General features: G+C 41.8%; 18 protein-coding genes and 2 pseudogenes. 6 read left to right on the top strand and 14 right to left on the bottom strand.

Translation table 11 applies throughout. The features are described 5' to 3' along the window. Positions 1-6: 6 nt before the first annotated feature. A complete protein-coding gene (locus tag MUB35_RS24025; protein WP_306799936.1) occupies positions 7-1,281 on the top strand; it encodes an ISAs1 family transposase in 1,275 nt (424 codons plus the stop codon). Between the two features lie 226 nt (positions 1,282-1,507). Beyond that, the gene (locus MUB35_RS24020) at positions 1,508-3,235 is read left to right on the top strand and encodes an IS1634 family transposase (RefSeq protein ID WP_115625154.1); all 1,728 of its coding nucleotides are present in this window, start codon (positions 1,508-1,510) and stop codon (positions 3,233-3,235) included. Positions 3,236-3,336: 101 nt separating this feature from the next. Here MUB35_RS24020 and MUB35_RS24015 read toward each other — a convergent pair whose 3' ends face one another. From MUB35_RS24015 to MUB35_RS23955, 13 genes are all read right to left on the bottom strand, one after another. Continuing rightward, entirely contained in the window at positions 3,337-4,899 is a 1,563-nt protein-coding gene (locus MUB35_RS24015) for a glycoside hydrolase family 43 protein (RefSeq protein WP_115625577.1), read from the bottom strand. A 19-nt stretch (positions 4,900-4,918) separates the two neighbouring features. Then, positions 4,919-6,235 (bottom strand): sugar ABC transporter substrate-binding protein, encoded by a 1,317-nt coding sequence (locus MUB35_RS24010; protein ID WP_244806961.1) that lies wholly within the window; start codon positions 6,233-6,235, stop codon positions 4,919-4,921. Between the two features lie 479 nt (positions 6,236-6,714). Beyond that, entirely contained in the window at positions 6,715-8,277 is a 1,563-nt protein-coding gene (locus tag MUB35_RS24005) for a glycoside hydrolase family 43 protein (protein ID WP_115625152.1), read from the bottom strand. A gap of 14 nt (positions 8,278-8,291) precedes the next feature. Then, on the bottom strand, positions 8,292-9,440 hold the full coding sequence (locus MUB35_RS24000; RefSeq protein WP_115625151.1) for a glycosyl hydrolase family 8: 1,149 nt from the start codon (positions 9,438-9,440) through the stop codon (positions 8,292-8,294). 7 nt (positions 9,441-9,447) lie between these two features. After that, positions 9,448-10,347: a carbohydrate ABC transporter permease gene (locus tag MUB35_RS23995; RefSeq protein ID WP_115625150.1), complete on the bottom strand. Its 900-nt coding sequence runs from the start codon at positions 10,345-10,347 to the stop codon at positions 9,448-9,450. Between the two features lie 18 nt (positions 10,348-10,365). Beyond that, complete coding sequence (locus MUB35_RS23990; protein WP_115625149.1) at positions 10,366-11,322, bottom strand: ABC transporter permease; 957 nt, start codon at positions 11,320-11,322, stop codon at positions 10,366-10,368. An 86-nt stretch (positions 11,323-11,408) separates the two neighbouring features. Continuing rightward, positions 11,409-13,082, bottom strand: coding sequence for an extracellular solute-binding protein (locus MUB35_RS23985; RefSeq protein WP_115625148.1), 1,674 nt, complete (start codon positions 13,080-13,082; stop codon positions 11,409-11,411). A 200-nt stretch (positions 13,083-13,282) separates the two neighbouring features. Then, entirely contained in the window at positions 13,283-14,884 is a 1,602-nt protein-coding gene (locus MUB35_RS23980) for a response regulator transcription factor (RefSeq protein ID WP_115625147.1), read from the bottom strand. Between the two features lie 50 nt (positions 14,885-14,934). Continuing rightward, positions 14,935-16,722: a sensor histidine kinase gene (locus MUB35_RS23975; protein ID WP_115625146.1), complete on the bottom strand. Its 1,788-nt coding sequence runs from the start codon at positions 16,720-16,722 to the stop codon at positions 14,935-14,937. A 51-nt stretch (positions 16,723-16,773) separates the two neighbouring features. Beyond that, positions 16,774-17,187, bottom strand: coding sequence for a hypothetical protein (locus MUB35_RS23970; RefSeq protein WP_115625145.1), 414 nt, complete (start codon positions 17,185-17,187; stop codon positions 16,774-16,776). Beyond that, complete coding sequence (locus MUB35_RS23965; RefSeq protein WP_147298910.1) at positions 17,177-17,434, bottom strand: hypothetical protein; 258 nt, start codon at positions 17,432-17,434, stop codon at positions 17,177-17,179. The genes MUB35_RS23970 and MUB35_RS23965 overlap by 11 nt, the downstream gene beginning before the upstream one ends. 134 nt (positions 17,435-17,568) lie before the next feature. Beyond that, positions 17,569-19,479 (bottom strand): sialate O-acetylesterase, encoded by a 1,911-nt coding sequence (locus MUB35_RS23960; RefSeq protein WP_187370520.1) that lies wholly within the window; start codon positions 19,477-19,479, stop codon positions 17,569-17,571. Positions 19,480-19,512: 33 nt separating this feature from the next. Then, positions 19,513-21,660: a glycoside hydrolase family 3 C-terminal domain-containing protein gene (locus MUB35_RS23955; protein WP_115625142.1), complete on the bottom strand. Its 2,148-nt coding sequence runs from the start codon at positions 21,658-21,660 to the stop codon at positions 19,513-19,515. Positions 21,661-21,779: 119 nt separating this feature from the next. Between MUB35_RS23955 and MUB35_RS23950 the strand changes: the two genes are divergently transcribed. The 4 genes and pseudogenes from MUB35_RS23950 to MUB35_RS31075 form a co-directional block, all read left to right on the top strand. Beyond that, a complete protein-coding gene (locus MUB35_RS23950) occupies positions 21,780-22,640 on the top strand; it encodes an AraC family transcriptional regulator (RefSeq protein ID WP_115625141.1) in 861 nt (286 codons plus the stop codon). 155 nt (positions 22,641-22,795) lie between these two features. Further along, positions 22,796-23,343: pseudogene (locus MUB35_RS23945) on the top strand (biotin transporter BioY). 169 nt (positions 23,344-23,512) lie between these two features. Further along, positions 23,513-23,641 (top strand): hypothetical protein, encoded by a 129-nt coding sequence (locus MUB35_RS30720; protein ID WP_330411496.1) that lies wholly within the window; start codon positions 23,513-23,515, stop codon positions 23,639-23,641. After that, positions 23,642-23,973 (top strand): annotated as a pseudogene (locus MUB35_RS31075) (hypothetical protein); the annotation flags it as partial. A gap of 400 nt (positions 23,974-24,373) precedes the next feature. Here the strand turns inward: MUB35_RS31075 and MUB35_RS23935 are convergent. Further along, positions 24,374-25,420 (bottom strand): tyrosine-type recombinase/integrase (locus MUB35_RS23935; protein ID WP_244806960.1); only part of this gene is annotated, 1,047 nt, incomplete at its 5' end.

Raw genomic sequence — 25,420 nt, 5'->3', positions numbered from 1 at the left:
CCATTTCTGACAGAAAAACTGATTCATTATTTCAGGCAGATTCCAGATTATCGATGCAACAGAGAGAAAAGACACGATCTGGCAGAAATGCTGGTATGTGTCACAATCGGATTTCTTTGTGGCAGGACAACGATCCGCAGGAGTCTTAACTGGTGCAAACATAACCTGGAATGGCTGCGGAAACATATGGAATTGAAATACGGGATCGCCTCGCCTTCCACGATTAGTCGGATGCTGAGCGGAATTGATGAGGAATTAGCCTTGTGTGCTTTTATGGAATGGATTGGAGAAATCGTGGACTCGAAGAATACCCATCTTGCAATTGACGGGAAAGCACTCTGTGGCGCAACGGAAAAGACAAAATGTGCGGCAACTCCAATGATTTTGAACGTCGTGGAAACTGTCCGGGGATTGCTGCTTGCACAGCTTCCTGTAGATTCAAAGACGAATGAGATTGCGGTGATTCCTGAATTGTTGAAACTTCTGGATATCAGTGGAAGTATTATAACGATTGATGCGATTGGAACGCAGACCGCAATCATGGACCAGATCCATGAACAGGAAGGACATTTTGTGCTGACAGTAAAGAAAAACCAACCAGAGGCTTATGAGGAGATCCATACGTTCATGGACAAACTGGAAGCGGAAACTGCTAAAAAGAAAAAAGGCGAAACTACAGATCCTGTAATGCGGGAGTATCTTGAGAAATATGAAGAAATCAGTCAGATGGAAAAAAATCGGGACAGAAATGAGTATAGGACTTGTCAAATATGTAAAGATGCCTCAAACCTGACCAAAAGCCGAAAAGAATGGGCGAACGTTCAGAGTATTGGACGGATCAAGCAGGTAAGAGTGCCGGTTGAAAAGGACAGCCAGAAGAACGATGTCACTCCATCCAGGGAAGAGTTTATGAAAAAAGGATCCAGAAGAGTTCCAGGACCATCTGCGGAAGAAGGGGTCGGAAAGGATATTCAGTGTACCGCACTGATAACAGACCTTATTCTTACCGCAGAGGAGCTGGGCAGCATAAAAAGAATGCACTGGTCAATAGAAAACCGGCTCCATCATGTGTTGGACGACACATTCAGGGAAGATCGCTCACCTGCCAAAAAATCCCGAAATAATCTGGCGCTCATCAGAAAATATGCATATAACATCCTGCGTCTGGCAATGCACGAGACAGGTATCACAAATATAATGACAGAAATGATGGACTGTTTTTGTGACAACGCAGACTTGCGAGAACGATATGTGTTTAAAGGCATAGCCGGTCTGTATTGACTATGTATAAAGAATATCTCTGAAAAAAGGCATTGTAAAGGGGATAGGGATAATTTGCGCTTTTTTATGTGAGCAGATCGACAGAAACAATATGGGAGATGTAGAATTAAGATTGTATGAGTTAGAAATGCTCTTGAAATAGTTCGTGAAACAACCCTGATCTATTGTTTTAATCTATTGTATTTTATTGCAGTATATGATAGAATAAGGTATAGAGGATTTTTTTATGCGAGTTACGACATCAAAATCAAAAAATTCAGAATCCTTTTATATTTCAAAAGGATACATCAACAACAAAGGGGTTAGTACTTCTGTGATTGTCCGTAAACTTGGTACACTCAAAGATTTACTCCCTGAGCACGGACCGACTCGTGATGATGTTATGAAATGGGCTAGAGAAGAAGCCAGATTGGAAACAATAAAATACAAAAAAGAGCAACAGACTAAATCTGTCCAGATAACTTTTCATGCTGACCAAAAGCTTGATTATAATCAGCAGGCCTTTTATCGGGGAGGATATCTTTTTCCGCAGGCTTTTTACTATCGTCTTCATCTTGATAAGACTTGCCGAAAGCTTCGGGACAAACATAAATTCAAATATGATATCAATGCCATTCTTTCTGACCTGATCTATGCCAGGATTTTAGAACCAGTAAGTAAACGTTCCTCATTTAAAGTAGCTTCTGAATTTTTGGAAAAACCTTCCTATCAGCTGCATGACATATACCGGGCTCTTGATGTATTAGGAAACGAATGTGATTTTATTCAAGCTGAGGTATACAAAAACAGCCATCTTCTTGAAAAGAGAAATGATAAGATACTCTATTATGATTGTACAAACTATTTCTTTGAGCTCGAGCAGGAAGATGGTGACAAAAAATACGGTAAATGCAAAGAACACCGTCCAAACCCAATCATACAGATGGGAATGTTCATGGATGGAGACGGAATCCCTCTTGCTTTCTCACTTTTCCCAGGAAATGCAAATGAACAGACTTCATTAAAACCTCTGGAAGAAAAAGTGCTTCGGGATTTTGGCTGCACTAAATTTATCTACTGCAGCGATGCAGGGCTTGGTTCAGAAGCCATTAAAAGAATCAATCATGCAGGAGAACGGGCATTTATCGTTACTCAGTCTATTAAAAAGCTAAATAAAGAGGATAAAAATTGGGCTTTGGATAAGACAGGCTTTAAGCGTGTCTCGGATGATTCACCGGTTGATCTTTCAAGGATTCCAGAAGACGATTCTGGATTATATTATAAGGATGAGCCTTATACTCCGCATTCCCTGCACCAACGTCTTATCATCACATACTCTCCTAAATATGCCAAATATCAGAAAGCGATACGTGATACCCAAGTGGAGCGTGCTGAAAAAATGCTCAAATCCGGGAAGATAAAAAAAGAACGAAAAAATCCAAACGATCCAGCCAGATTTATCGGAAAGACCGCTGTTACTGAAGATGGTGAGATTGCGAAGATCAAAAACTATCTGGATACAGATAAGATTGAAAACGAAGCACTTTATGATGGATTGTATGCAGTAACAACAGATCTGCTGTACGATGATGTAAAAGATATCTTGAAAGTAAGTGAGGGACGATGGGAAATCGAAGAATGTTTCCGCATCATGAAAACCGATTTTGAAGCCAGACCTGTATATCTGCAAGATGAAATACGCATCAAAGCACATTTTTTGATCTGTTTTCTTTCATTAGTCATCTACCGTTATCTGGAAAAGAGTTTAGGAAACATTTATACTTGTGAAACGATTTTGGACAAACTCAAAACCATGAATTTTGCTGATGTACAGGAACAGGGATTCATGCCTCTGTATACACGGGATAAGCTAACCGATACTCTGCATTCAGTGTGCGGTTTTGAAACAGACTTTCAGTTCATTACGAAAAGTCAGATGAAAACGATTCAGAAAAAAAGTAAGGGCAGGGAATAAATTACCATACTTCAAAACGAGAGCAAAACACCTCGCAACCAGCATAAACACTGGGTTTGCGAGGTGTTTTAATCTACTTAAGTGTCAAAGATGAGATAATACTAAGGCTGGTATCGGTTGTCAATACATAAATTCTGCAATGTAAAATCACGAAACACTGCAGTTCCCCCTGTTTTCTCAGATGCATAACAAAACAATCCAACTCTGCAGCCTGTAAAATGGTCCAACTTGAAATACAATTTATGTACGCTCCCTAATCTTTTCCACTCGCCATGACTCCAATATCGGAAAACTACAATATCTTTCATATCAGAAAAATCAGCACAGAGTTCCAGATGAGCAACCGCACAATCCAACTTAACCCTCTCATACTCCACAGGTTTTCCGCCTTTTCGGATGACAGGATATCGACTGTCATCAGCAGGACTTCCTGCACGCATAACCAGATAATACCGCTCCCCTTCACGCGTTATGGCAATCATTCCATAACAGCCCTGAAGTGCACAGATTCCTGCATAATCACCATTATTAAGATTCGTTCCGTCAACAACTACCGAAGCACGGCACCCGGGCCAGATCATTCTCTGCGTTAATGTATTTCGTGCTTCACACAAATCATGGTACAAATAACCAGCAGTTAGTTTTAATCCTCCATTTTCATCACAGTCAACCAGGCGATCATCTGGCACATGATTCCACTGCCATGCTTTATGAAACGATATTTTTCCATCTTCCTTTTTATACTGAAACTTGTCATTCGCAGTCAGGGGTTCGTATACATATTCCGGTTTTCTGTCCCGTAGCAAAACTGGTTCCACTATTCTACCATTACTTCCAAATTCCGGAAATCCATGGGTAAAATCTACCGGAACCAAAATCGGAATTCTCCCTACAGCTCCAGAATCCTGAAAAAGGAAGGCATACCATTCGCCTTCCGGGGTATCTACAATTCCTCCCTGTGCCACACCGAAATTAAAATATCCTCGATCATCATCCAGTATATCCCGTCCGATAAATTCACCTTCCAGGCTATCTGATATAAAACATGCCTCTGTTCTTCTTCCTGCTCCGTCATTGGGCCAATGGATCAGAAATACATAATACTTACCGTTAATTTTATATGCATGAGCTCCTTCATATCCCAGACGCACATTTCCTGTATCCTCAATTATCTTTCTGTGCAATCCTCCAGGTTTCGGACTGCTCAGATCAGCAGTTAATTCTGTAATATAAATCTGTGTATTTCCATATACAATATAAACTCTGTCATCATCAAACAAAAGAGAGCAGTCATGGTAAAATCCTTCGATATACTGTTTTTTCCACGGCCCTTCTATATTTTCTGACTGATACAGATAAGTTCGATGGGTATCATTGGCAACAAAACACACATAGAATATGCCATTATGATACCGCAGGGATGCTGCCCACATACCCTGTCCGTAAATATTTTCTCCATTCTCCATACACTGTGCCGGTGTATGATCCAGATCATCAAAAACGTAACCCACACGCTCCCAATCTGCCAGATTATAAGAACGAAGAATCTCACCCCCCGGCATAAAGTGCATGGTTGTACTGATCATATACCAGGTATCCCCCACGCGTATCAGATCAGGATCCGGATAGTCCATGCCAATTAAAGGATTGTAAAAATCTTTCATTGTATAAGTCTCCTTGTCATCATTCACTTTTGTTTCCCGTCCGCTCATCCACTACTTTCTGCATTTCTGCAAAAAATATCTCCGGATGAACGGATTCGTAACTTTCCATATACTTCTCCCAGATAGAATCAAAATCCTCTGTCATAACCAGCTGTGGCAGATATTCACGTTTCACCTGATCCATTTTCTTCCATACCAGTCCTGCCTCAGAACCCGTTGTCAGAATATCCGCATAGGCATACACGGGAAACCACTCTCCCGGTATATCATGATTTCCCAGCATATCTACATAGTCATTACATCCATACGCTGACAAACATTCTTTCACATCCTCCGGCAGAGCAGCATAAAATTCCTCCGGCTGAAATTCCGGTGAAAAAGCATTGATTCCATCTTCATAATTTCCTTCTAATCGTGGAAAATAAGCATAAGAGCAAAAATGTGTATTTTTATACTGCGAATCAGCAACCATATCTCTCTGCTCTTCGGTCAGATAAAACAATCCGTTCTCGTCCACTTCATAATCTACCCCTTCAATTCCCCAAAAACGAAGTTTCTGAATATCCTCTCTGAGCAAATCATTAAGGAACTGAAAAGCCCCCTTTACATCTTTACAACTTACTGTGACAGATATTCCTCCTGAAACATCTGGCTGAGTTCCATTCTGGGTATGCCACTTATTTTGTACATTTCTGTCGATTGTAATGGGAAGAGGCACATAATTCATTCCCTCTCCCTGCTGACGCAACATATCATCCACGGTATAATAAAACTGCCACCACTGATCTGACATACCAAGAACACGTCCGGTAGCAAGTTTTTCCAGATACTCACTATAAGTCTGTGTGTAGAACTCTGGATCAAGAATTCCTTTCTGAAATTCTTCATTTAATATCCGGTAATATTTTCTTGCCGTGGCTGTGGTATTATAATCCTCCACTTTTAATGTATTTGGATTCACAATGCAGCAGCCATCATTAGGATAGCCATCTAAAAACTGCGGCACATTTTCCAGACAAAAATATCGCCAGTCATCACAAAGAACAGTATATGGTACAAGGTCATCCAGAGGATGAGCGTCCACATAAGCCTCAATAAGATTAAAGTATTCTTCCAACGTACGTATTTCCGGATACTTCGCCCATTTTAATACTCTTGTCTGTATCCAGAATGCTTCGCCATTATGCAGAATATCTTCTGATGGATTTTTTTGATTCCCAAACTGGGGGATCCAGTAAATATGCCCATCCTCCTGTTTTAACAGCTCCCACTGACTATCAGTAAAATAACTGCGCAGATTCGGGTATTCATCCCAATACTCATCAACCGGAATCAAAGCATTTGCTTCATATAAATCAATATTGCCGGAAATAAAATCCGGATACTCTCCTCCGGCAATATAGGAAGCAATAGCCTGATCGGAAGTCTGTCCTACCAGCCATATCTCTTCACATTCTGCTCCTGTCAGTTCCGCGATTTTCTTTTTTATCTCATTATCTTCATCAATCTCCTGTCCTGGAACGGAAAAAAAGCCGAATATTTTCTAATCTCCGACTTTTTCCTATTTCCTATTTGCCAAAATGCTGTTCCCACCAGAGCTACGACGCAGCATAAAAGTGTACATTGTTTCCAGTACTTTCTCATATATCCGTTTCCTCTCTTAGAAATTAAAGTATGCTTCGGTGTACCTGCTATGAGGGGTGCACCATGCTTTGCATAACATGATACCCTTTTCAAGATAATAGTACCCGGAAATTCCGCTGGAATTTCCGGGGGTACACAGCTTAGAATCTTTAATTATTATAACGGATACTCTTACTGGTTTTCAATAGCCATCCATGCAAAGTCCGCATGATTTTCTGAAATTTCACCATTGGAGGATGCATACATTCCTAGGCAGCAACCTGTAAAACCGCCCGCCAGTTCAGTACTCAATCCTGTCATATCCACATCAGAAACAAGCAGCATCTTTTCTTTTCCCTGAACTTTATAGTAGAAATCTGTCTTCTGTCCTCTGCCTCTGATTTCCAGATTTACAAATCCGTCTTCGATTTCTTCAGCAGCCAGTTTTTCTTCTTTGTCACCCAGACGACGATCGAGTACCAGCTGCACCTTACCGTCACACATCATTTTGGTAAACCGAACATGATGTGTCTCATCACACAGAATGGCAAGACCAGCTTCCTCCCCATTTACACAGGGGGAAAACTCTATTCCCGCAGATGCAAGATACAGATATTCCTTCTGTCTTACAGCAACGAAAGCAGGACAGGATGTTTCATTTAATGTCTGCGGCAAAGTCGGAAGTCTCAGATATCCACTTCTCTGGAAAAGATCGTATTTTTCCCAAAGAGGCTTCCGAAGAGTCATGCATTCCATCGGGAGTTTCTTCTCGAAGAAATGGTATACCTGGCTTTCAGGTTTCATTTCTGCCCCATCTCCCGGAAGTTCGACTACCGACTCCAGCATACCGACTCCCGGATTCACAACAGGCCATCCATCTTCCCATGTCACTTTCGCAAGAAATGTATCGCGACCTGTATTTACATAGCCTTCGCATTTTCTGGAACCCAGCATAACCACATACCAGTTTCCATGGCCATCGTCCACCAGATCACCATGACCCACAGCAGTGATGGGATAATCATTTCCCAGATGACGATGAGTCAGAATAGGGTTATTGGGATTGCCCTCATATGGTCCCCACACACTTCTGCTTCTGGAAATCGTCATACTGTGATTTGGTCCTGTACCTCCCTCAGCATTCATCAGATAATAATAACCATCCTTTTTGTAAAGGTGAGGTCCTTCCGGCCAGATCACATGATGCATGGCACCTTTCCAGATTTTTTTGCTTTCACCAATAAGCTCCATTGTCTTCAAATCAAGTTCCTGAACCCATATCTCCCAGTCCCCATTATAACGAACTCCGTGCTTCTGGTTTGGTCTTGTTCCTACATAATAGCAATGAACTGTTCCATCTTCATCTTCGTCAAAAAACAGACTGGGATCAATCCCCGGAGCATCTTCATCCAGATAATAAGGATCAGACCAGGGTCCCTCCGGTTTTTCAGCAGTTACAATAAAATTGTTTCGATGAGAAACATTTGTTGTAATCATGTAATATCGCCCCTGAAAATACCGTAGGGTCGGTGCATAAATTCCCCTGGAATGTCCGGCATTTTCCAGATGAAGCTGAGATTCCCGGGTAAGTACATGACCAATCTGCTCCCAGTTAGCCAGATCTTTGCTGTGATAAACAGGAACACCAGGAAAATAAGCAAAGGTTGATGTTACAAGATAATAATCGTCTCCCACTCTGCAGATGGAAGGATCCGGACGAAAACCCGGCAAAATTGGATTGTTTGCAAAATGCATATCAATATCTCCTGTTAATAGATTCTATAATTTCCACTTAATGCAAGAAAAGCGAAGAAATAAAGGCAATTATCATAATATCTCCTGTTTCCTGTGCGCAGAGGTGTATTCCAGAACTTGCGGACACAGGCAAGAGCATGTTCATTCTGTACCAGCAATCCTGCCTGTGCATTTACTGCTGTCATAGCCACCGGATGCAGGGCTTTCCCGGGAATCACCGTACCATCAATGGCAAAAATTCCATCCTGATGTTCCTCCCCTGCTGTCTCACAGAAAAATTTCAGAAAGCGCTTTCCTTCTTCCACTTCCCACTCATCTGCACCAAACCAGGCATAATCCAGAGCAATATTAGCAATCGTGCGATAGGCATCACTGTAATACCAGTCATGTCTCCCCCAGATATTCTGCCCTTTTGTGCAAGGGGTTCCATCATACTCTGCATACTCTGCACACAGGCCGGTCACAGGGTGACATGCCTTCTTCAAGTATTCCCTGCTTGCCTTCGCTGCTTCCTCCCAGAAAGAACGGTCTTCTTCGTAAGACCACTGTGCAAATAATTCATAAAAATGAGGCAGATGATAGGAAGGATCTGAAAAATCCACTTCGGTAATAAAACGTATCAGGTGGTTATCCGGATCCCACATGGCACGTCCCGCTTCTCCGTTTTCTCCTTTATGAATACAGGTATGCAGCAACTTTTTTGCCTCTTCGCTATAAGCAAAAATCCCTTCCCCGTCGCCCCAGCGATGAGAGGCAAAAAATAATGCCATTGCAAAGAACTCTTCTCCGTCCGGTGCGGGACCATCAGCGTTTCTTGTGCCGTCTGTTCCACAGGACCATGCAAAATATCCGGCATTTTCACCTTCGGTCATATACATATAAGTTCTTGCCCATTTCCATATCCTGTCAAACTCTTCTTTTTTATTCATCTGCACACACATCATCATACCATAAGACATACCTTCCGTACGTGCATCCAGATTACCGGTATCCTCTATGTATCCAAGCTCACAACCAACGGAATGATAAATTCTTTCCTCATCACTCCCATAAAAAAGAGTCTGAAATATTTGATCTATTCTATTTTCTATTTCCTTTTTCTCATATCCGGCTAATTCGAATATATTTGGATAAATTCCTGTGTAAACGGCTCCCTTTTCCATCTTTATCTTATTCCTTTACTCCTCCGATGGTCAGACCGGCTACAAAGTATCTCTGAAGGAACGGATACAGGCAGACAATCGGCAACATGGTCAATACGGTAGCTGCTGCACGTACAGATGTTGGAGTAACTGCACCTGCTGCATTTTTCATAGCTTCTACAGAATTACCCTGATTGGTAACGGAAGAAAGCAGTTTCATCAACTCATACTGCAAGGTTGTCAGGTGGTCGCTCATACGGTTGTACAGCATGGCATCGAACCAGGAGTTCCACTGACCAACTGCCACAAACAAAGCTACGGTCGCATACACCGGTTTACACAGCGGTGAAGTGATTTTCCAGAAAATCGTTGTGTATCCGGCACCATCAAGCTGTGCAGACTCTTCCAGACTCTCCGGAAGACCGTTCATATAGGTACGGATAACTAACATATTAAAGGCACTGAACATACCAGGAATTACATAAACCCAGAAACTGTTTGTCATTCCCAGGTTTTTGTACAGCAGGAATGTTGGAATCATGCCACCGTTTACATACATGGTAATAACCCAGAACAGTGACAACTGTTTTTTGAACAGGAAACGTTTTCTGCTGACGATAAATGCCAGAATTGCATTGGCAATCAGGGCCAGCAAAGTTCCAACTACTGTTCTTGCCACAGAAATATAAGCACCTGTCAGCAGGTTATCTTTCTGTAAAACGGTAAGATAGTTCTTCCAGGTAAATTTTCGGGGCCACAGATAAATCCCACCCCTCAATGCATCCGTACCGTCATTAAGTGAAATTGCCACTGTATTCAGAATCGGATATAGTGTAATCAGCACGAATAGAATCATGAACAGGGTATTACATATCACGAAGATGGTATCCCCAACCGATGTTTTTTTCCTTTTGTGAAGTTTTTCCATAGTCTGATTTCTCCTTTCCTAAAACAGCCGCTCGTCACCGGTCCGTTTTGCAATCTCATTGGCGATGACAACAAGCACGATGCTGACAAAACTCTTGAAGATACCTGCCGCAGTACCAATTGCAAAGTCATTCTGGCTGATACCCCATTTCAATACGTAAATATCAATTGTCTGTGCCACGCTCTGTACCAGACCATTACCTAACAGGTACTGGATTTCAAAACCTGCATTTAATACGTTACCTACATTCATCAGAAGAAGAATCATAATAGTCGGACGGATTCCCGGTAATGTAATATAGCGGATTCTCTGCCATCTTCCGGCCCCATCAATATTGGCCGCTTCATAAAGGGAAGGGTCAATGGATGTAATTGCAGAAAGATAAATAATGGCATTCCATCCTGTTTCCTTCCATACATTGGCAAATGCCACGATTGGCCAGAAGAATTTTGGATGAGCGAAGAAATTCAGAGGCTGATCAAGAATACCGAATTTCAAAAGAAACTCATTTACAATACCCGTTCCGGACAGTGCGTCATGCAGAATACCAGTAACGATAATCCAGGACAGGAAGTGCGGCAGGTAAGAGATTGTCTGCACTACTTTTTTTCCACCCTGAGATTTTACATCGTTCAACAAAATAGCAAATAAAATTGCCATAAAGAAGGTTGCTACCAGGTTGATTACACCCATAGCCAGTGTATTTCTGATAACACGCAGGAATGTGGCATCAGAAAACAACTGCTGGAACTTTGCCAATCCTACAAACTGAGAATGCAGAAGTCCATCCTTGGGACGGTAATCCTGGAAAGCCATCAGCCATCCTCCCAGTGGCAAATAGCAGAAAATCACACCATATAATACAATAAAGGCTGACCAGATCAGCAGAGCTTTCTGTCTTTTTATTTCTTTCCAAGTGATTTTCACTTTCATTTCTGTTACTTTTTCTTTTTTTCTTTTTTCTATAGCAGCCATAGTCTCCTCCTAAAAAGAGAGGGCAGATGAACCGGTCTGTCACGCGATACCGAAACCGACATCTGCCCGATTTATTCACTTATATTCTACTGATACTTCTTGGCTTCTTCCATTCTGCGATCAAGTTCTGTCTGCATTTCTTCCAGGAAATCCTGAGGATTACATTTTTCGTATACACTCATGTACTCATCCCATGCAGCTTCAAAATCTGATGCCATTACTACTTTAGGAAGATATTCATGCTTGATTTCTCCCATCTTTGTCCATGCAATACCACCAGGTGTGCTTGTTGTCATAGCACTTGAGAAAGAATACATTGGATACCATGGTCCCGGAGCCTCACTGGTTCCAAGCATGTCTACATATGTTTCAGCACCATAAGCATCGAAGCATTTTTTTACATCATCTGACAATCCCTCATAAAACTCTTTTGCCTGATACTGTGGCTGCATTGCGTTGATTCCATCACGGCTTGTTCCGATATACTGTGGGAAATAAGAATATACACATTTATGAGAAGCCTTATACGCTGTATCGGAATCCTTCTTTCTCATGTCTTCTGTACGATAATACTCTCCATTTTCATCTACAGAATAATCAACATCTTTAATACCCCAGTAACGAAGGTCATGTACTTCCTGAGAAAGAAGATCATTCACAAACTGAAGAGCACCTTCTACATCATCACAGCTAGTGGTAATAGCAAGACCGCTGGCAACATTCAGAGCACCGCCGGAGTTATGCCACTGGTTCTTCATTCCTTTTTCAATCGTAATCGGAAGTGGTATGTAGTCACATCCCTTTTTATCAAGTCCCTGCTGTTTCAGTGCATCATTTACGGTATAAGCAAAATCCCACCACTGGTCAATCATACCCAGCACACGTCCGGTGGAAAGTTTTGCAATATATTCATCATAAGTCTGTGTAAAGGATTCCGGATCTACAATGCCTTTCTGATACTCTTCATTCAATTTTCCGAAATATCTTTTAGCAGTAGGTGTTGTATTGTAATCGATAATCTTTAATTCATTCGGATCTACAATAACAGAACCATCATTTGGATATCCATCCAGGAACTGAGGAGCATTTTCCAGACAAAAATAACGCCAGTCATCACAGAGGATTGTGTAAGGAATATGGGCTGTTCCGTCTTCCATCACAGGATTTGCTTCGTTATAACTTTCGATCAGGTCAAAATATTCATCCATTGTGCTGATTTCAGGATATCCTGCCCATTCAAGAACACGAGCCTGTATCCAGAAAGCCTCATCATTATGAGTAGTTGCTTTCTCTTCACCATAAATATTGCCGAACTGCTGAATCCAGTAAATATGTCCATCATCCTGACGAAGCTTATCCCACTGTTCTTCAGTCAGATATTCTTTGATATTCGGATACTTATCGATATAATCATCCAGTGCAACCAGTGCACCAGCATCATAAAGCTGTGCCATACCATCTCCACCATCAATCATATCCGGATACTCACCACCGGCGATTAATGTTCCTACTGCTTCCTGAGCAGTCTGTCCTGTAAGCCATGTCTCTTTACATTTAGCACCTGTAATCTCAGCAATTTTCTGCTGAATTTCATTATCATCATTGATTTCTGAACCGGGAACTGCAAAGAATGCAGTAAATTCTTTTACTTCGCCATCAGATGACTCTGCACCTGTGTCTGTTTCTTTTTCTGCTTTGCCACAGGCCGCCATTGACACCGCCGCTAACAGCATAAGGGATATTAAACATTTTCTTTTCATAGACCCCATCCTCCTATTTCTTTTGATACTATAAATATTTTCCTATTCGTCTGCAGAACAAATACGACTTATCAATTTACTATATTGTACCTTCTACAAAAAAAACCTCAACCGGACAAAGCATACAAAAAGACAGGACAAATTATAGAACCCTATCATTTATCCTGTCTTTTTTCATTTGGAAAATTTCTTCCATTTTCTCAGTTTTTCAATACTCCGCCCTGTCTGCGGAACTTTGCAGGTGTGCATCCCTTTGCTGCAATAAAACGGTTAATAAAATAATCGCAGTCTTTATATCCCACATCCATAGCAATCTGATAGATTTTATCACTGGTATACAACAGTCTCTGAACTGCCTGCTCCATCCGATAGTTATTCAGATACTCTTTAAATGACTGTCCGAACTTTTTCCGGAATATCTGTCCCAGATAAGCACTGTTCACATAGTACTTTTTACTCAATTCTCTCAAAGTAAGATTCTCTGCATAATTTTCGCGTATTTCTTTCTCAATATCTCCAAGTACGCCTCCCCTGGAAATATTTTTGCGAAGCTGAGCCAGATATTCTGCATACTCCAGAGCAAAATGCACCATATGCACACTGCTGCCTCTGGTGACTCCCTCTTCAAATGTACTTTCACCAATGAAATGTAGAATTTCTTTCTGATCGACACAATCATCCTGCTCGGTTGCCAGATAAATCAGCTGAAACAGGAAATAATTAATGTTAAGATTCACTGTATCTGCGGCAAGTCCCATCTGCTGCATTTCTTCATACAGATTTTCCACACATTTACGGATCTGTATCTTATCGTTTTGCTCAATGGCTGATATCAACGCATCCAGGTTCTGTTTGCACAGGATAATACCCCCATTATGAATCTGTACCTCTTCTTCATAAAAATACATTTTCTTTTTTGCACGAAATGCTTCCAGAGAGTTCAATACACAGGCGGTACTATAGGATTTTGCCAGTCCAGAAATGTCTGATACTTTTTTACCCGCCAGCAATTTTACAGGACGCTGAATTGCCAGTTCAAGACTCTCCTGAAAGTCGCTCAGATACTCAACTTCACTGATTGCCCGGTTCTTCGCCATATAATCACAGTAAATAAAACCTATATCGTAATTCTTCTCATTCCAGGACACATCAAAGAAACAGTGACTGCAGTCTTCTTTCAGGAAATCCTGACAGGCCTGATACAGTTTTCTCTGAATCAGACGGTATTCCCCATCCTCCTGTTCGGACATGTCTCCTATATTATAGGGTTCCAAATAAACATATCTGACACTGTCTGAAAGATTCATATGACTTTTTATATATTCCAGATTAACTCGGTCGTATTTTCCGCAAAGAAGTGAAATGATATTTCTGGCCAGATACTCATGTTCCAGCTTTTGTTTTTTCTTTTCATTTTCCCTGGCAGCTTCTGACACTTTGGCTACTCTGCGCAGTACACCCAAAAGTTCCTCTTTTTCCACCGGTTTCAAAATATATTCCATACATTCATAACGAATTGCCTGCTGTGCATAGGAAAAATCGCTGTAACCACTTAAAATTATAAAATAAGCATCTGAAATATTTTCTCTGCGTATTGTCTCCAAAAGTTCTAGTCCACTCATTACCGGCATCTTAATGTCTGCAATGACCAGATCCACCTTATGCTCTTTCAGATATGTAAGTGCTTCTGCTCCATCGGCAGCAGTATATACAATCTCATACCCTTCCTGTTCCCAGTCAATAAACACCATAAGTCCCTGTACAATAAAAGGTTCATCATCAACCAGCAAAACCCGCAGCATGTTCTTATCTCCTTTGTTTCTTTTCCATTCCCAAGACCCCTGTTGAAGTCTTATCTGTACATCTGTATTCTATCATCCAGAGAGTCTATCGGCATCCTGATCTGAATAGTAGTACCGATTCCCACTTCACTCTCTATATGAAAACACACTTTGTTATCCGTTATCATTTTCAGTCTGAGGCAGGCATTGATAATACCTACACGCCCCTTTTCTCTTAGTTTCTCGATGCTTGCATTACACATCTTTTCCTTTATTTCAGCCACTTTGTCCTCATCCATACCGCTTCCGGTATCCTCCACTTCGATCCAGATATCCTCATGTTTACGATAAACCCGGACAAAAATCCAGCAGGAAGCTGTTTTACTCTCAATCCCGTGTACACATGCATTTTCCACAAAAGTTACGAAAGTCAGTCTTGGAATCTGAATATCCTCACATTCCGGTTCTATGTCCAGCTCATAGGAAAGTCTGTCTCCAAAACGATACTTTTGAAGTCCCAGATATGCCTCCACAAATTCCAGTTCCTTTTTCATTCTGACAAAATCTGTACTCCAATCCACATTCTGACGTTCCATCACGGCCAGTTTTCCCACCATATCCGCAGTTTCATACTCTTTCTTTAAGATACTGTGCATCCGAATGCTCTCCAGGGCATTAAACAGGAAGTGAGGATTCACCTGACTCTGCAGTGCCAGAAGTTCTGCATTCTGTCTGGCAATATCCATCTCCTGTTCTCTCAGACGATCCTTATACACCGTCTGAATCAGATCATTCAGGCGGGATGCCATGTGATTATAATTGAGCATCAGACTGCCTATTTCATCTTTCCCCCGCACATATGAGATTTCCTGAAGATGATCCGCATCTACGTGATCAAATGCTTTGCTCAATTCTTCCACCCTGGCAGTAAAAGAACGATTAATAAGCCGCATCAGAATCCACGGCATCACCGTATTAATCAACACCAGAAAAACAATCAACGGCATATGATTCCATATCTGTGCCCGTATCCCACGACTTCTTTTACAGACTGCAATCTGTAGATGTTCTCCATAAGCACTGTATTCTTTCTGATAATCCGGCTGTATGTTTTCCTTCCATTCGCTAAAAGGCCGCCCTGGCTGATTATATCCGTTATTAGAAAGCAAAATCTTATTATCTTTACATATATAGATCTCAGACTCATAATTCATATTATCCAGATTGCGTACAAGACTACTGTAATCCATTTCAATCGTCACTATTTTTTCACAGCTGTCCTGTCCGGAAAAATTTAGTTTTCTGATAAATAACACGCTGCGCCGCGGCTGCACTGCAGGACTTTTCCACTGGTCATAATAAAAATACAATACTGAATTATTTCCCGCTTCCTGCAAATATCTATGCCATTCTGTCTCACGCACATCAGACAGACGGATGAAATGTCCGCCATTGATAATAGTATCATTGTCCGCATAAATCGTAACCACTGTATTATCCGTACCCATACTGGTCTCAAACAGTGAATTCTTCATAAATTCCTGATGTCCCGTCACATAATCCAGAGGAGTCTCATACTGTCGATTCAAAAACTCCTCGATATACTCGTTCATATAAATATTTTTTGCTTTCATTGCGGCATTTTCCACTTCCCGGGAAAGATTATATATAACAGCACTTGCATCATTTTCCATCACATGCCGCTGCTCCACTCTCTCGGATTGAACCACAATAAATAGGATAACACTGTCTGTAATGATAAGTGGTATCAGCATACAATAGATATACAGAATATGAAGCTTTTTCTTCAGGTTAAAGTCATTCATAATATGTTCTAATCTAACAATCAGTCTCTTCATACGCTGCCCTCCTGTGGCTATCATACCATATCATGTCTCAAACATCCAGCACTATCTCTTCCAGCTTTCTGCAGGACCCATACATGAGATCCGGGGGGTGGTGCCTTCCCTGTAGAAAATAATTTTTTCTACAGCAGGAATTTTGCTTAAAAGTTCTATTTGCACTTCATTGAATCCTTTGTGCAGATAAATCGGTACGCAGGTTTTATGAACCTGTTCTATGACACCCGCAGCCCAGAAATCATCATCCGGATTTCCCGCCCGATAGTTCTCCGGAACAGTGTCTGCCTTTTTCCATAGTTCACCTGTTGTTGCATTTCTCACCGCAAGAGACAGATGGTCTCCAGGTACATCAGGATTTGATGGTGATGTCCAGATTTCTGCTGTATATACAGCCTCTTCCTCAGCCATCAAATAATACGAAACAACCGGATTATCTTCGCACCAGTCCCCATCAGCATTCACCGGAACTGCCCGGGCAGCAAATCAGCTTGAGAATTTCCTGATCTTTTACCTCTCTGCTGCTCATTTCCAGTTTCAGCCATTTACAGGGTTCTGCTTCTATTTCACAGAGAAAAGAGCCTTCACCGTCATTCGCCACTTCAAGGATGACCTCACGATTTCCCGCATAGAGAAAATCTCGGATTTCCATTGATTCACAGATCCCATAATTTTTCACAAGGATTCTGTCATCATCTGCACGTGAAACCATCAGGCGAGGTTTTCCAAAAGGTTCCACATACATTCTCACCGGATATCGGCAGCCATCTTCATTTTTACACCCTCATAAGCATCTTCCTCTACTAGAAAAGGTACACAGTACCCACCATCAAATATTTTCATTTCTTATGATATCTCCTGAAATATAATCTGGAAAGGAACTACCGGCAATTCCTCATCGCTGTATAAATTTGCTTCCCACGGACAGTCATTCCATGCATAGGATACTCCAACGGTGTCTTCCGTTATGGATACTTCGACAGTATTTTCTCCTGTCAGTCTTCCCTCAACTGCCTTACTGCTTCCATCTTTACAAATAATATCAAAACCTCTGACCGGTTCATTCTTATCCTGTCGCAGAGAAACTCCCGGTACTTCTTTCAGATCCGGAGTTCTTTTCTCTGTATGCAATACAATGCCTGACGGTTCAAAAACAAACTTTATACTTCCAGTATTTCTAATGGCTGCAGCAAGCTCCGGATTTCGGTATGATACGTTTCTGCCATAAATCAATGTTTCTGCCGCAAGTGCTGCACGTACGCCGACTGTTTTCTTATCGGTAGGATGCAGATCGTTGTATTCTCCCAGGTCATAAGCCTGTACCATCATGGCATATGGCAAACCGGCTGTTTTTCTCTGTGCCTCACGAAGTCTTGCCCACTGTATGCCGTTCGTATAAAGTTTGCCATCAGAAAATCCTGCCAGCTGAACGAAAATGAACGGCATATCCGGCATCTGCCAGAGGGTTCTCCATTCCTCGATCATCGTGCCAAATTCCTCCTCATAGGTTTCCGGCCGCCCGGTATTGGATTCACCCTGATAAAAGAAACATCCTTTGATTTTCCATCTTCTGATGGGATAGAGCATTCCCTGATAAAGTCCACATGCTTTATACTGGAAAAATGTCATCTGAGGCAGCGATTCCATCCGGTGGATGATTTCATAATTCCAGTCACCGGAAAGAGAAACCTTTTTCTCCAGATTACTGCCAAAGCAAAGTTCATACACCTTTCCAGGTACAAAGCCTCCTTCCTGTCTGAAAACCATCAATTTTACTTCAATGATATTTTCTCCAGCATGAAGGATTCCCTCCGGTATCCGATAAATTCTGGGTGGGTACTGGTATTCCGTCTCACCGATCAATGTGCCATTAATTAAAATCTTATCTGCATCAATCATAGCACCGAAATAAAGAATAGCTTCTCCTTTTTCCGGTTCATCTTTTTCATCCAGCACAAAGGTTTTTGTAAAGCGCAATCCGCCATAAAATTGATCCAACACAGTATTTTCAAAGAATCCCGGAATACAAAAACTGCCCTTACTATCTGTAGCACAATCCACACCGGATTCCTTCAACGCCTCTTTTCTCCACCAAAGCTCTCTTTCTTCTTCCGCTTTGATGGTCGCTTCCGGATATCCTTTCTGGCGGCATTCTTCAATCTCCGCAGCATCATAACCCAGAGCTGTAACAGTCTCCTCGCTGCACCAGGATTTCACCGGTGTACCTCCCACAGCAGTCTGCAGAAGTCCAACCGGTATTCTTTCCCTATCATGAATTTCTTTTGCAGCAAAATATCCCACAGCACTGAACAGCTGCAGTTCTTCTCCTTTCGCTTTAATCCAGCAGCCCTTTTCTAATTCCTGACGTTTTTCTCCAAATACATATTCCTTGGGGACTTCGAACATGCGGATTTCATCCTCTGAAGTATGCAGAATTTCATCTGCATACCGGTCCATCACCCGCTCAATTGGCAGTTCCATATTAGACTGCCCTCCCAGAAGAAATACATCACCAAACAGTACATCATGAATCACAAGTTCTTCTTCCCCATCTGTCATCCTGAACTCCCACGGACCGCCGGCAGGCATTTCCGGTATCATCAGTTCAAAGTATCCGTCATCACCACAGATGGTTTTAACCTGAAAATTTTCAAAAGACAGTTCTACCGTTCTTCCCTTTTCACCATATCCCCAGATACTGTTTTCTACATCTCTCTGGAGAATCATCCCGTCACTGACTAATGAAGATAATCTCATCACTTTTCCCATGCTCCTTTCCAGACCACAGTTTTACACTTCAGCTGCGAATGTATTGACAAATCCACCTTTTCCTGTCAGGGTCTTACTTCTTTTATCCGGCTGTGAAGTGCCTGTATAAACACAGTATTCACCGGATAGAATCTGTGCAGCGCCATCGATATCAAACAGTTCGAAAGCTTCCGGTTTTAAAGTCAGAACGACTTCCTGCTCCTCGCCCGGATTCAGAAATACCTTTTTCAAAGCCTTTAACTGGGGATTTGGAGTTCCGTCACAGCAGGATTTTACATAAACCTGTACGGTTTCTCCTCCGGCCATCTTACCGATATTTCGAATCACTGTCCGTACAGTCATTCCTGTACCCTTTCTAATGATTCCTGTTTCGGACACCTTATCTCCTTCGTAAACTGTAATCTCAGGTTCTGACAGACTGAACTCTGTATATGACAGTCCATAGCCAAAGGGATATAACGCTTCCTGTTCCATATAACGGTAAGTTCTTCCTTTCATGGAATAATCCGTAAACTCCGGCAGTTCTTCCACGGAACGATAGAAGGTTACCGGCAGTTTACCTTCTGGTGAACACTCTCCAAACAACAGACGTGCCACAGCCTCTCCACCTCTTGATCCAGGATACCATGCCTGTACGATAGCCGGAATATGCTCGTCAGCCCAGCTAAGATCCATAGCACTTCCGGTCAATGAAACGAGAACCACCGGTTTTCCACTTTCATATGCCGCTTTGAGGATTTCATTCTGCAGCCCCGGGTAGTTCAGATCCGGTTTGTCACCGCTGGCAAATTCATTTCCTGTATCACCCTCTTCACCTTCCAGTGTAGCATCCAATCCAAGGCAGACAATAACCACATCACTGGCCTCGCATACGCCTTTCACTTCAGCCAGACGATCGTTTGGTTCTGAGAGAACACAGACACGGTCTTTAAATAAAGCACATCCTTCCGAGTACATGACACGAACATCATCGCCTACATAATCCTGAATTCCTTCAAGAACTGTTACATAGCGGGAAGCAGTTCCCTCATAGTTACCCACAAGTGCTGCTCTGCTATTGGCATTTGGCCCGATGACTCCGATGGTTTTCATATTATTCTTATTCAGAGGAAGAAGTCCTCCTTCATTTTTCAGAAGAACCAGAGTTTTTTCAGAAATCTTTTCGTTTATACGGTTATGTTCCGGTGTGTCGTTTTCTGTATAAGGAATACTATCGAATGGAACTGTTCCCGGTTCTTCAAACATACCAAGCTTCATACGTGTGGTGAAAAGATTGATGACCGCCTCATTGATTCGTTTTTCATCAACTCTTCCTTCACGTACTGCCTGAACCAGATGAGGGTATGTACAACCACAATTCAAGTCACAACCGTGATTCATAGCCATCGTTACGGACTCCACCGGTGCATTTGTTACATGATGATTTTCATGGAAATCACGCACTGCCCAGCAGTCACTGACAACGTGCCCCTCAAATCCCCATTCTTCTCTCAAAATATCTTGCAGAAGTGTCTTACTGCCGCAGCATGGTTCTCCATTTGTCCTGTTATATGCACCCATCACAGCTTCTACTTTTCCTTCCTGCACACAGGCTTTAAATGCCGGCAGATAAGTCTCATACATATCCTGTTTGGATGCAACAGCATTAAAATGATGTCTCTCTCCTTCCGGTCCGGAATGTACAGCAAAATGCTTTGCACAGGCTACTGCCTTCATATATACAGGATCATCTCCCTGAAGTGCCTGAATAAACCGCACGCCCAGGCGTGATGTAAGATAGGGATCCTCACCATACGTTTCATGACCTCTTCCCCAGCGCGGATCACGGAAAATATTTACATTAGGTGCCCAGTATGTTAAACCTTTATAGATGTCTCTGTCACCATATTTCACATGCATATTATATTTTGCACGTCCTTCAGTGGCAATGATATCAGCCATCTCCGCAACCAGTTCTTCATCAAAAGATGCAGCCAGACCTATTGCCTGTGGAAATAATGTCGCTGTTCCCGTTCTGGCAATTCCGTGAAGTGCCTCATTCCACCAGTTATATTTGGGAATTCCCAATCTCTCGATTTCTGCCGCTCCGTGAAGTGTCTGGGAAACCTTCTCCTCCAGCGTCATCTGTGCTACAAGTTCTTCCGCCCGTTCTCTAAATGTTTTAGCCATAAGTAATCTCCTTTTTTGTTCATTTTCTATATTATAAAAAAGAATCTATTGTTTTCCTTATTGATTCTTGCTATACTTTTCCTATATTTTGCTATTTTTGAAAGGGATTATCTTTTACTATGATTGAAGATCTCAAAGGAATGAAAGAAACGATTGCATATGATTCTTCACAGTTTCGATTGATGAAAAATCAGGAGACTGAAGATTATCCGCCACACTGGCATACAAGTATTGAAATTATCATGCCTTTAGAAAACGGCTATCAGGCCGTAATAGGAAATGAGTGCTACAAACTAAATCCCCTTGATCTGTTATTTATCAACAGTGGGGAAATTCATTCACTGCAGGCGCCTGCCACCGGTAAGCGCTTGATTTTTCAGGCACCATTGTCGCTTTTTTATTCTATACCCGGTATGGGAAGCGCACTGCTGCTGTTACCGGAAGCTGTTTGCCTTACGCCGGCTTCCTGTCCGGAACTCTTTCAGGAAGTGTCTGCAAAATTCAAGGAAATCATCCGGGAGGCTGAAAAAAGTAATTATCTGGCCGATGCCTGGGTATCCTCTGCTGTTATTCAGATTGTTCTTCTGCTAGTACGCCATAATTTCGAACATACTCCTCGATTTACCGATGTATCCTTTTCCTCCCGAAGAGAATACATGGAAAAATTCACAACGGTCTGTCAGTATATCGATACCTCATTTCGGGAAAATCTGACACTTGAACAGGCTGCAGAAATCGCAGGATTCAGCAAATATCATTTTTCCAGACTTTTTAAAGAATTTACAGGAATAACCTTCCAAGAATACCTCACACGCCAGCGTATCCGCCACGCAGAAGAACTGCTGACCGATTCCAAAATCTCAATCACTGATATTGCACTAGCCTCGGGATTCTCTTCTGTCAGTAATTTTAATCGGAGTTTTCAGATGTATAACCACTGTTCGCCTTCGCAGTTTCGGAAAAAACTGATGCATGTATAGCGGGGCAGGGTGACCCTGGTCACTCCTCAATCAACTTGCTATTTCTCCAAGTCAATGATAAAATCGAATTACATTAGATGGTTTATTACAGCTTCGGAGTAGGGATTATGAGAAACCTTGTGAAAGAGATTATCACAGGAAGATGGCTTAAAAAAATGAGTAATCTTACAATTAATACAAAAGAAAAATTTTCCATTCAGCAGATTGCTGCGATTGGAGTAATGACCGCAGTAATCTGTGTGCTGGCACCTTTTTCACTGCCAATCGGGCCGGTACCGATTTCACTGACGAACTTGGCTATTTATTTTGCACTGTATATGTTGGGGGTAAAAAGAGGGACCATCAGCTATCTGGTGTATCTACTGATCGGACTGGTGGGAGTTCCTGTATTTTCCGGATTTACCAGTGGTCCTGGAAAACTGTTTGGACCGACAGGCGGTTATCTTATTGGATTTATTCCAATGGCTATCATAGCAGGAATGGTAATTAACCGCAAGATTAATAACAGATTGCTTTGCTTTATCATGTTGTATGCTATGCCTTTGGTACTGCATGTCTGGCATATGAAGCACACATGGATCTGTTGGCCGCATTGATGGCAGGTGTCATCCCGTTTATTCCGGGAGATTTAATCAAAATGGTTCTTGCTATGATATTGGGACCACAGATTCGTAACCGGTTGATTCATGCAAACTTATTCTAAGTAAAGACGATTCATCTGTGTATCGGTTTTTTCTCCTTCTGAATTTCTGGTAACTCTATACGAATAATATTTCTCCCCGATACTCATCGGGGAGTTTTTAAACACCACCTCTGAAACTTGATCCTGCGTTTATATGTCTGATAATAATTTTTCCCGCAACAAGAGACAGATGGCAAGCTGTGTTCCAATGATCACACCGCAATCCATAATTGGAGAAAATGAGGAAAAAATGAAAACCATAGAAATTATTGATGATGATATTTCGATTGGAGATATGCTGGCAGAAGTTCTGCCCTAGATTCAGAATGTTCCTGTAATTGTCCTCAGTGCCAAGATTGATGTTGAATCTTTTGCTCGGTGATGCTGCTGACTATATGACCAAACCGTTTGAAATAAAAGAACTTCTTGCACGGATTACTGTTCAGCTTCGGAAATGAAATACAGACAGAGAGACAGTCATTGTCGATCGGTCACTTAAGCCTGGATACACAAGACTGCACAGAACGTTCGCTTAAGAAGCACATCAGTAATCTACGAAAAAAATTGCAGGATGCAGGTGGTACAGACTGCCTATATTTCCCTTTTTCCATAGAAAAAAGCTCCGAAAAACTTATAATCACCAGAGAATAAAGTGTTTATAAGGCTTTCAGAGCCTTTAAAAAATCTTATTTAATTTGAAGTGCAAGCTTCGCTTACATGCCCATCTGTTTTGCAACTTCTTGAACCTGAGCCTCTTGGACTCAACCCTCAAAATTGGCTTACTTACTGACTATTTTCGTGTTTTCCACTAGCAGCTTTGCTTCATTTCATTTTTATTTTACGAAGCTTTTTTTCGTACAACTTTTTTACTATTTTTCTACCCCCGATACCCGCCTTGTCATTATTTTCGTAAAGGTTTTTATCATTTTCGTAGGATTTATTTTACGAAGTCTTACGAAAACTTCTCTTCGTAAGCAGCCGTCCATCAGGCATTCATTGCTACTTTGAATTTCTCCAATTCATTTCCCATCATCTCTTCTGATATATGTGTTTATATATCAATTGTTGTGGAATAATGAGCATGTCCCATGAGCTGCTGAACAACCTTTGGGGTAATTCCTTTTTCAAAGCATCGACTGCAGAACGTATGTCTCAACGCATGCGGTGTGATATGTGGCAAGGGGTTATCCATGTGGTGCTTGTTGTATTTCTTTACCATGCGGACAAATAAGGCATTGTAATCAATGGCAACTTTCGGCTTGCCTTTGTGATTGACAAATAGGAAATTGCTTCGTCCGTCTATCACAAATGGGTCTGTCTTTGGGCGTTTCTTCATAACCCGTTGAAATGCCTGTATCGTTTCTTTGCTTAATGGCACTTGCCTTGTTCCGCTCTTTGTCTTAGGCGTTTCAATGTAATAGCCCTGTTCCTTGCTCTTTAGTAACTGGTGGTCGATAATCACAACCTCATTCTTGAAATCAATATCGGCTACTGTCAGTCCGCACAGTTCCGAGATACGAAGTCCTGTCTTTAACAGTATCAGTACATCATCGTAATACTTATGATACACGTTGTCCGTCTTGATGAATGACAGTAGTGCTTGTTCCTGTTCTTCTGTCAATGCGACTTTCTCTTTGGTATCATTTTCTAAGACTTCACTCAACTTGAAATCAAAAGGGTTTTTCCTTACACAGTCGTCTTGTATGGCGATATAGAATGACGCTTTTAACGAGCGTTTATGGTTGTTAATGGTATTGTAGGAAAAGCCTTTGTCTTTCATGCGTAACGCCCATTCCTTAGCGTCAGAGAGCTTGATTGTGTCAATACTCCTAGCACCTAACTTGTCCTCTTTTAATAACCGCATGAGCTGTTCCCGTTGTTTCTGTGTGCTTTTCTTCACATTTGTCCTCTGTGCGTTCTGTTTGGCGTAGAGTTGGCAAAGCGTCATTTTCTTGCCTGTGCTGTCGATACCGTCCTCTATATCCCGTCTTATCTGCTGTTCCAGTTCACGAAGTGAGGGTTTTTCCCGTTTTCCCTTTGGTGTCGGGTCTGTGGGTGTCAATCTCCAAGCATACACATATTTTGTGTTTCCAAATGC

Origin of the sequence: Blautia sp. NSJ-175 (assembly GCF_022867815.1) — a bacterium.
Classification (GTDB): Bacteria; Bacillota; Clostridia; order Lachnospirales; family Lachnospiraceae; genus Blautia; species Blautia celeris.
The sequence above is the reverse complement of the archived record's forward strand: the minus strand, read 5'-3'. Positions and strand labels throughout refer to the sequence as shown.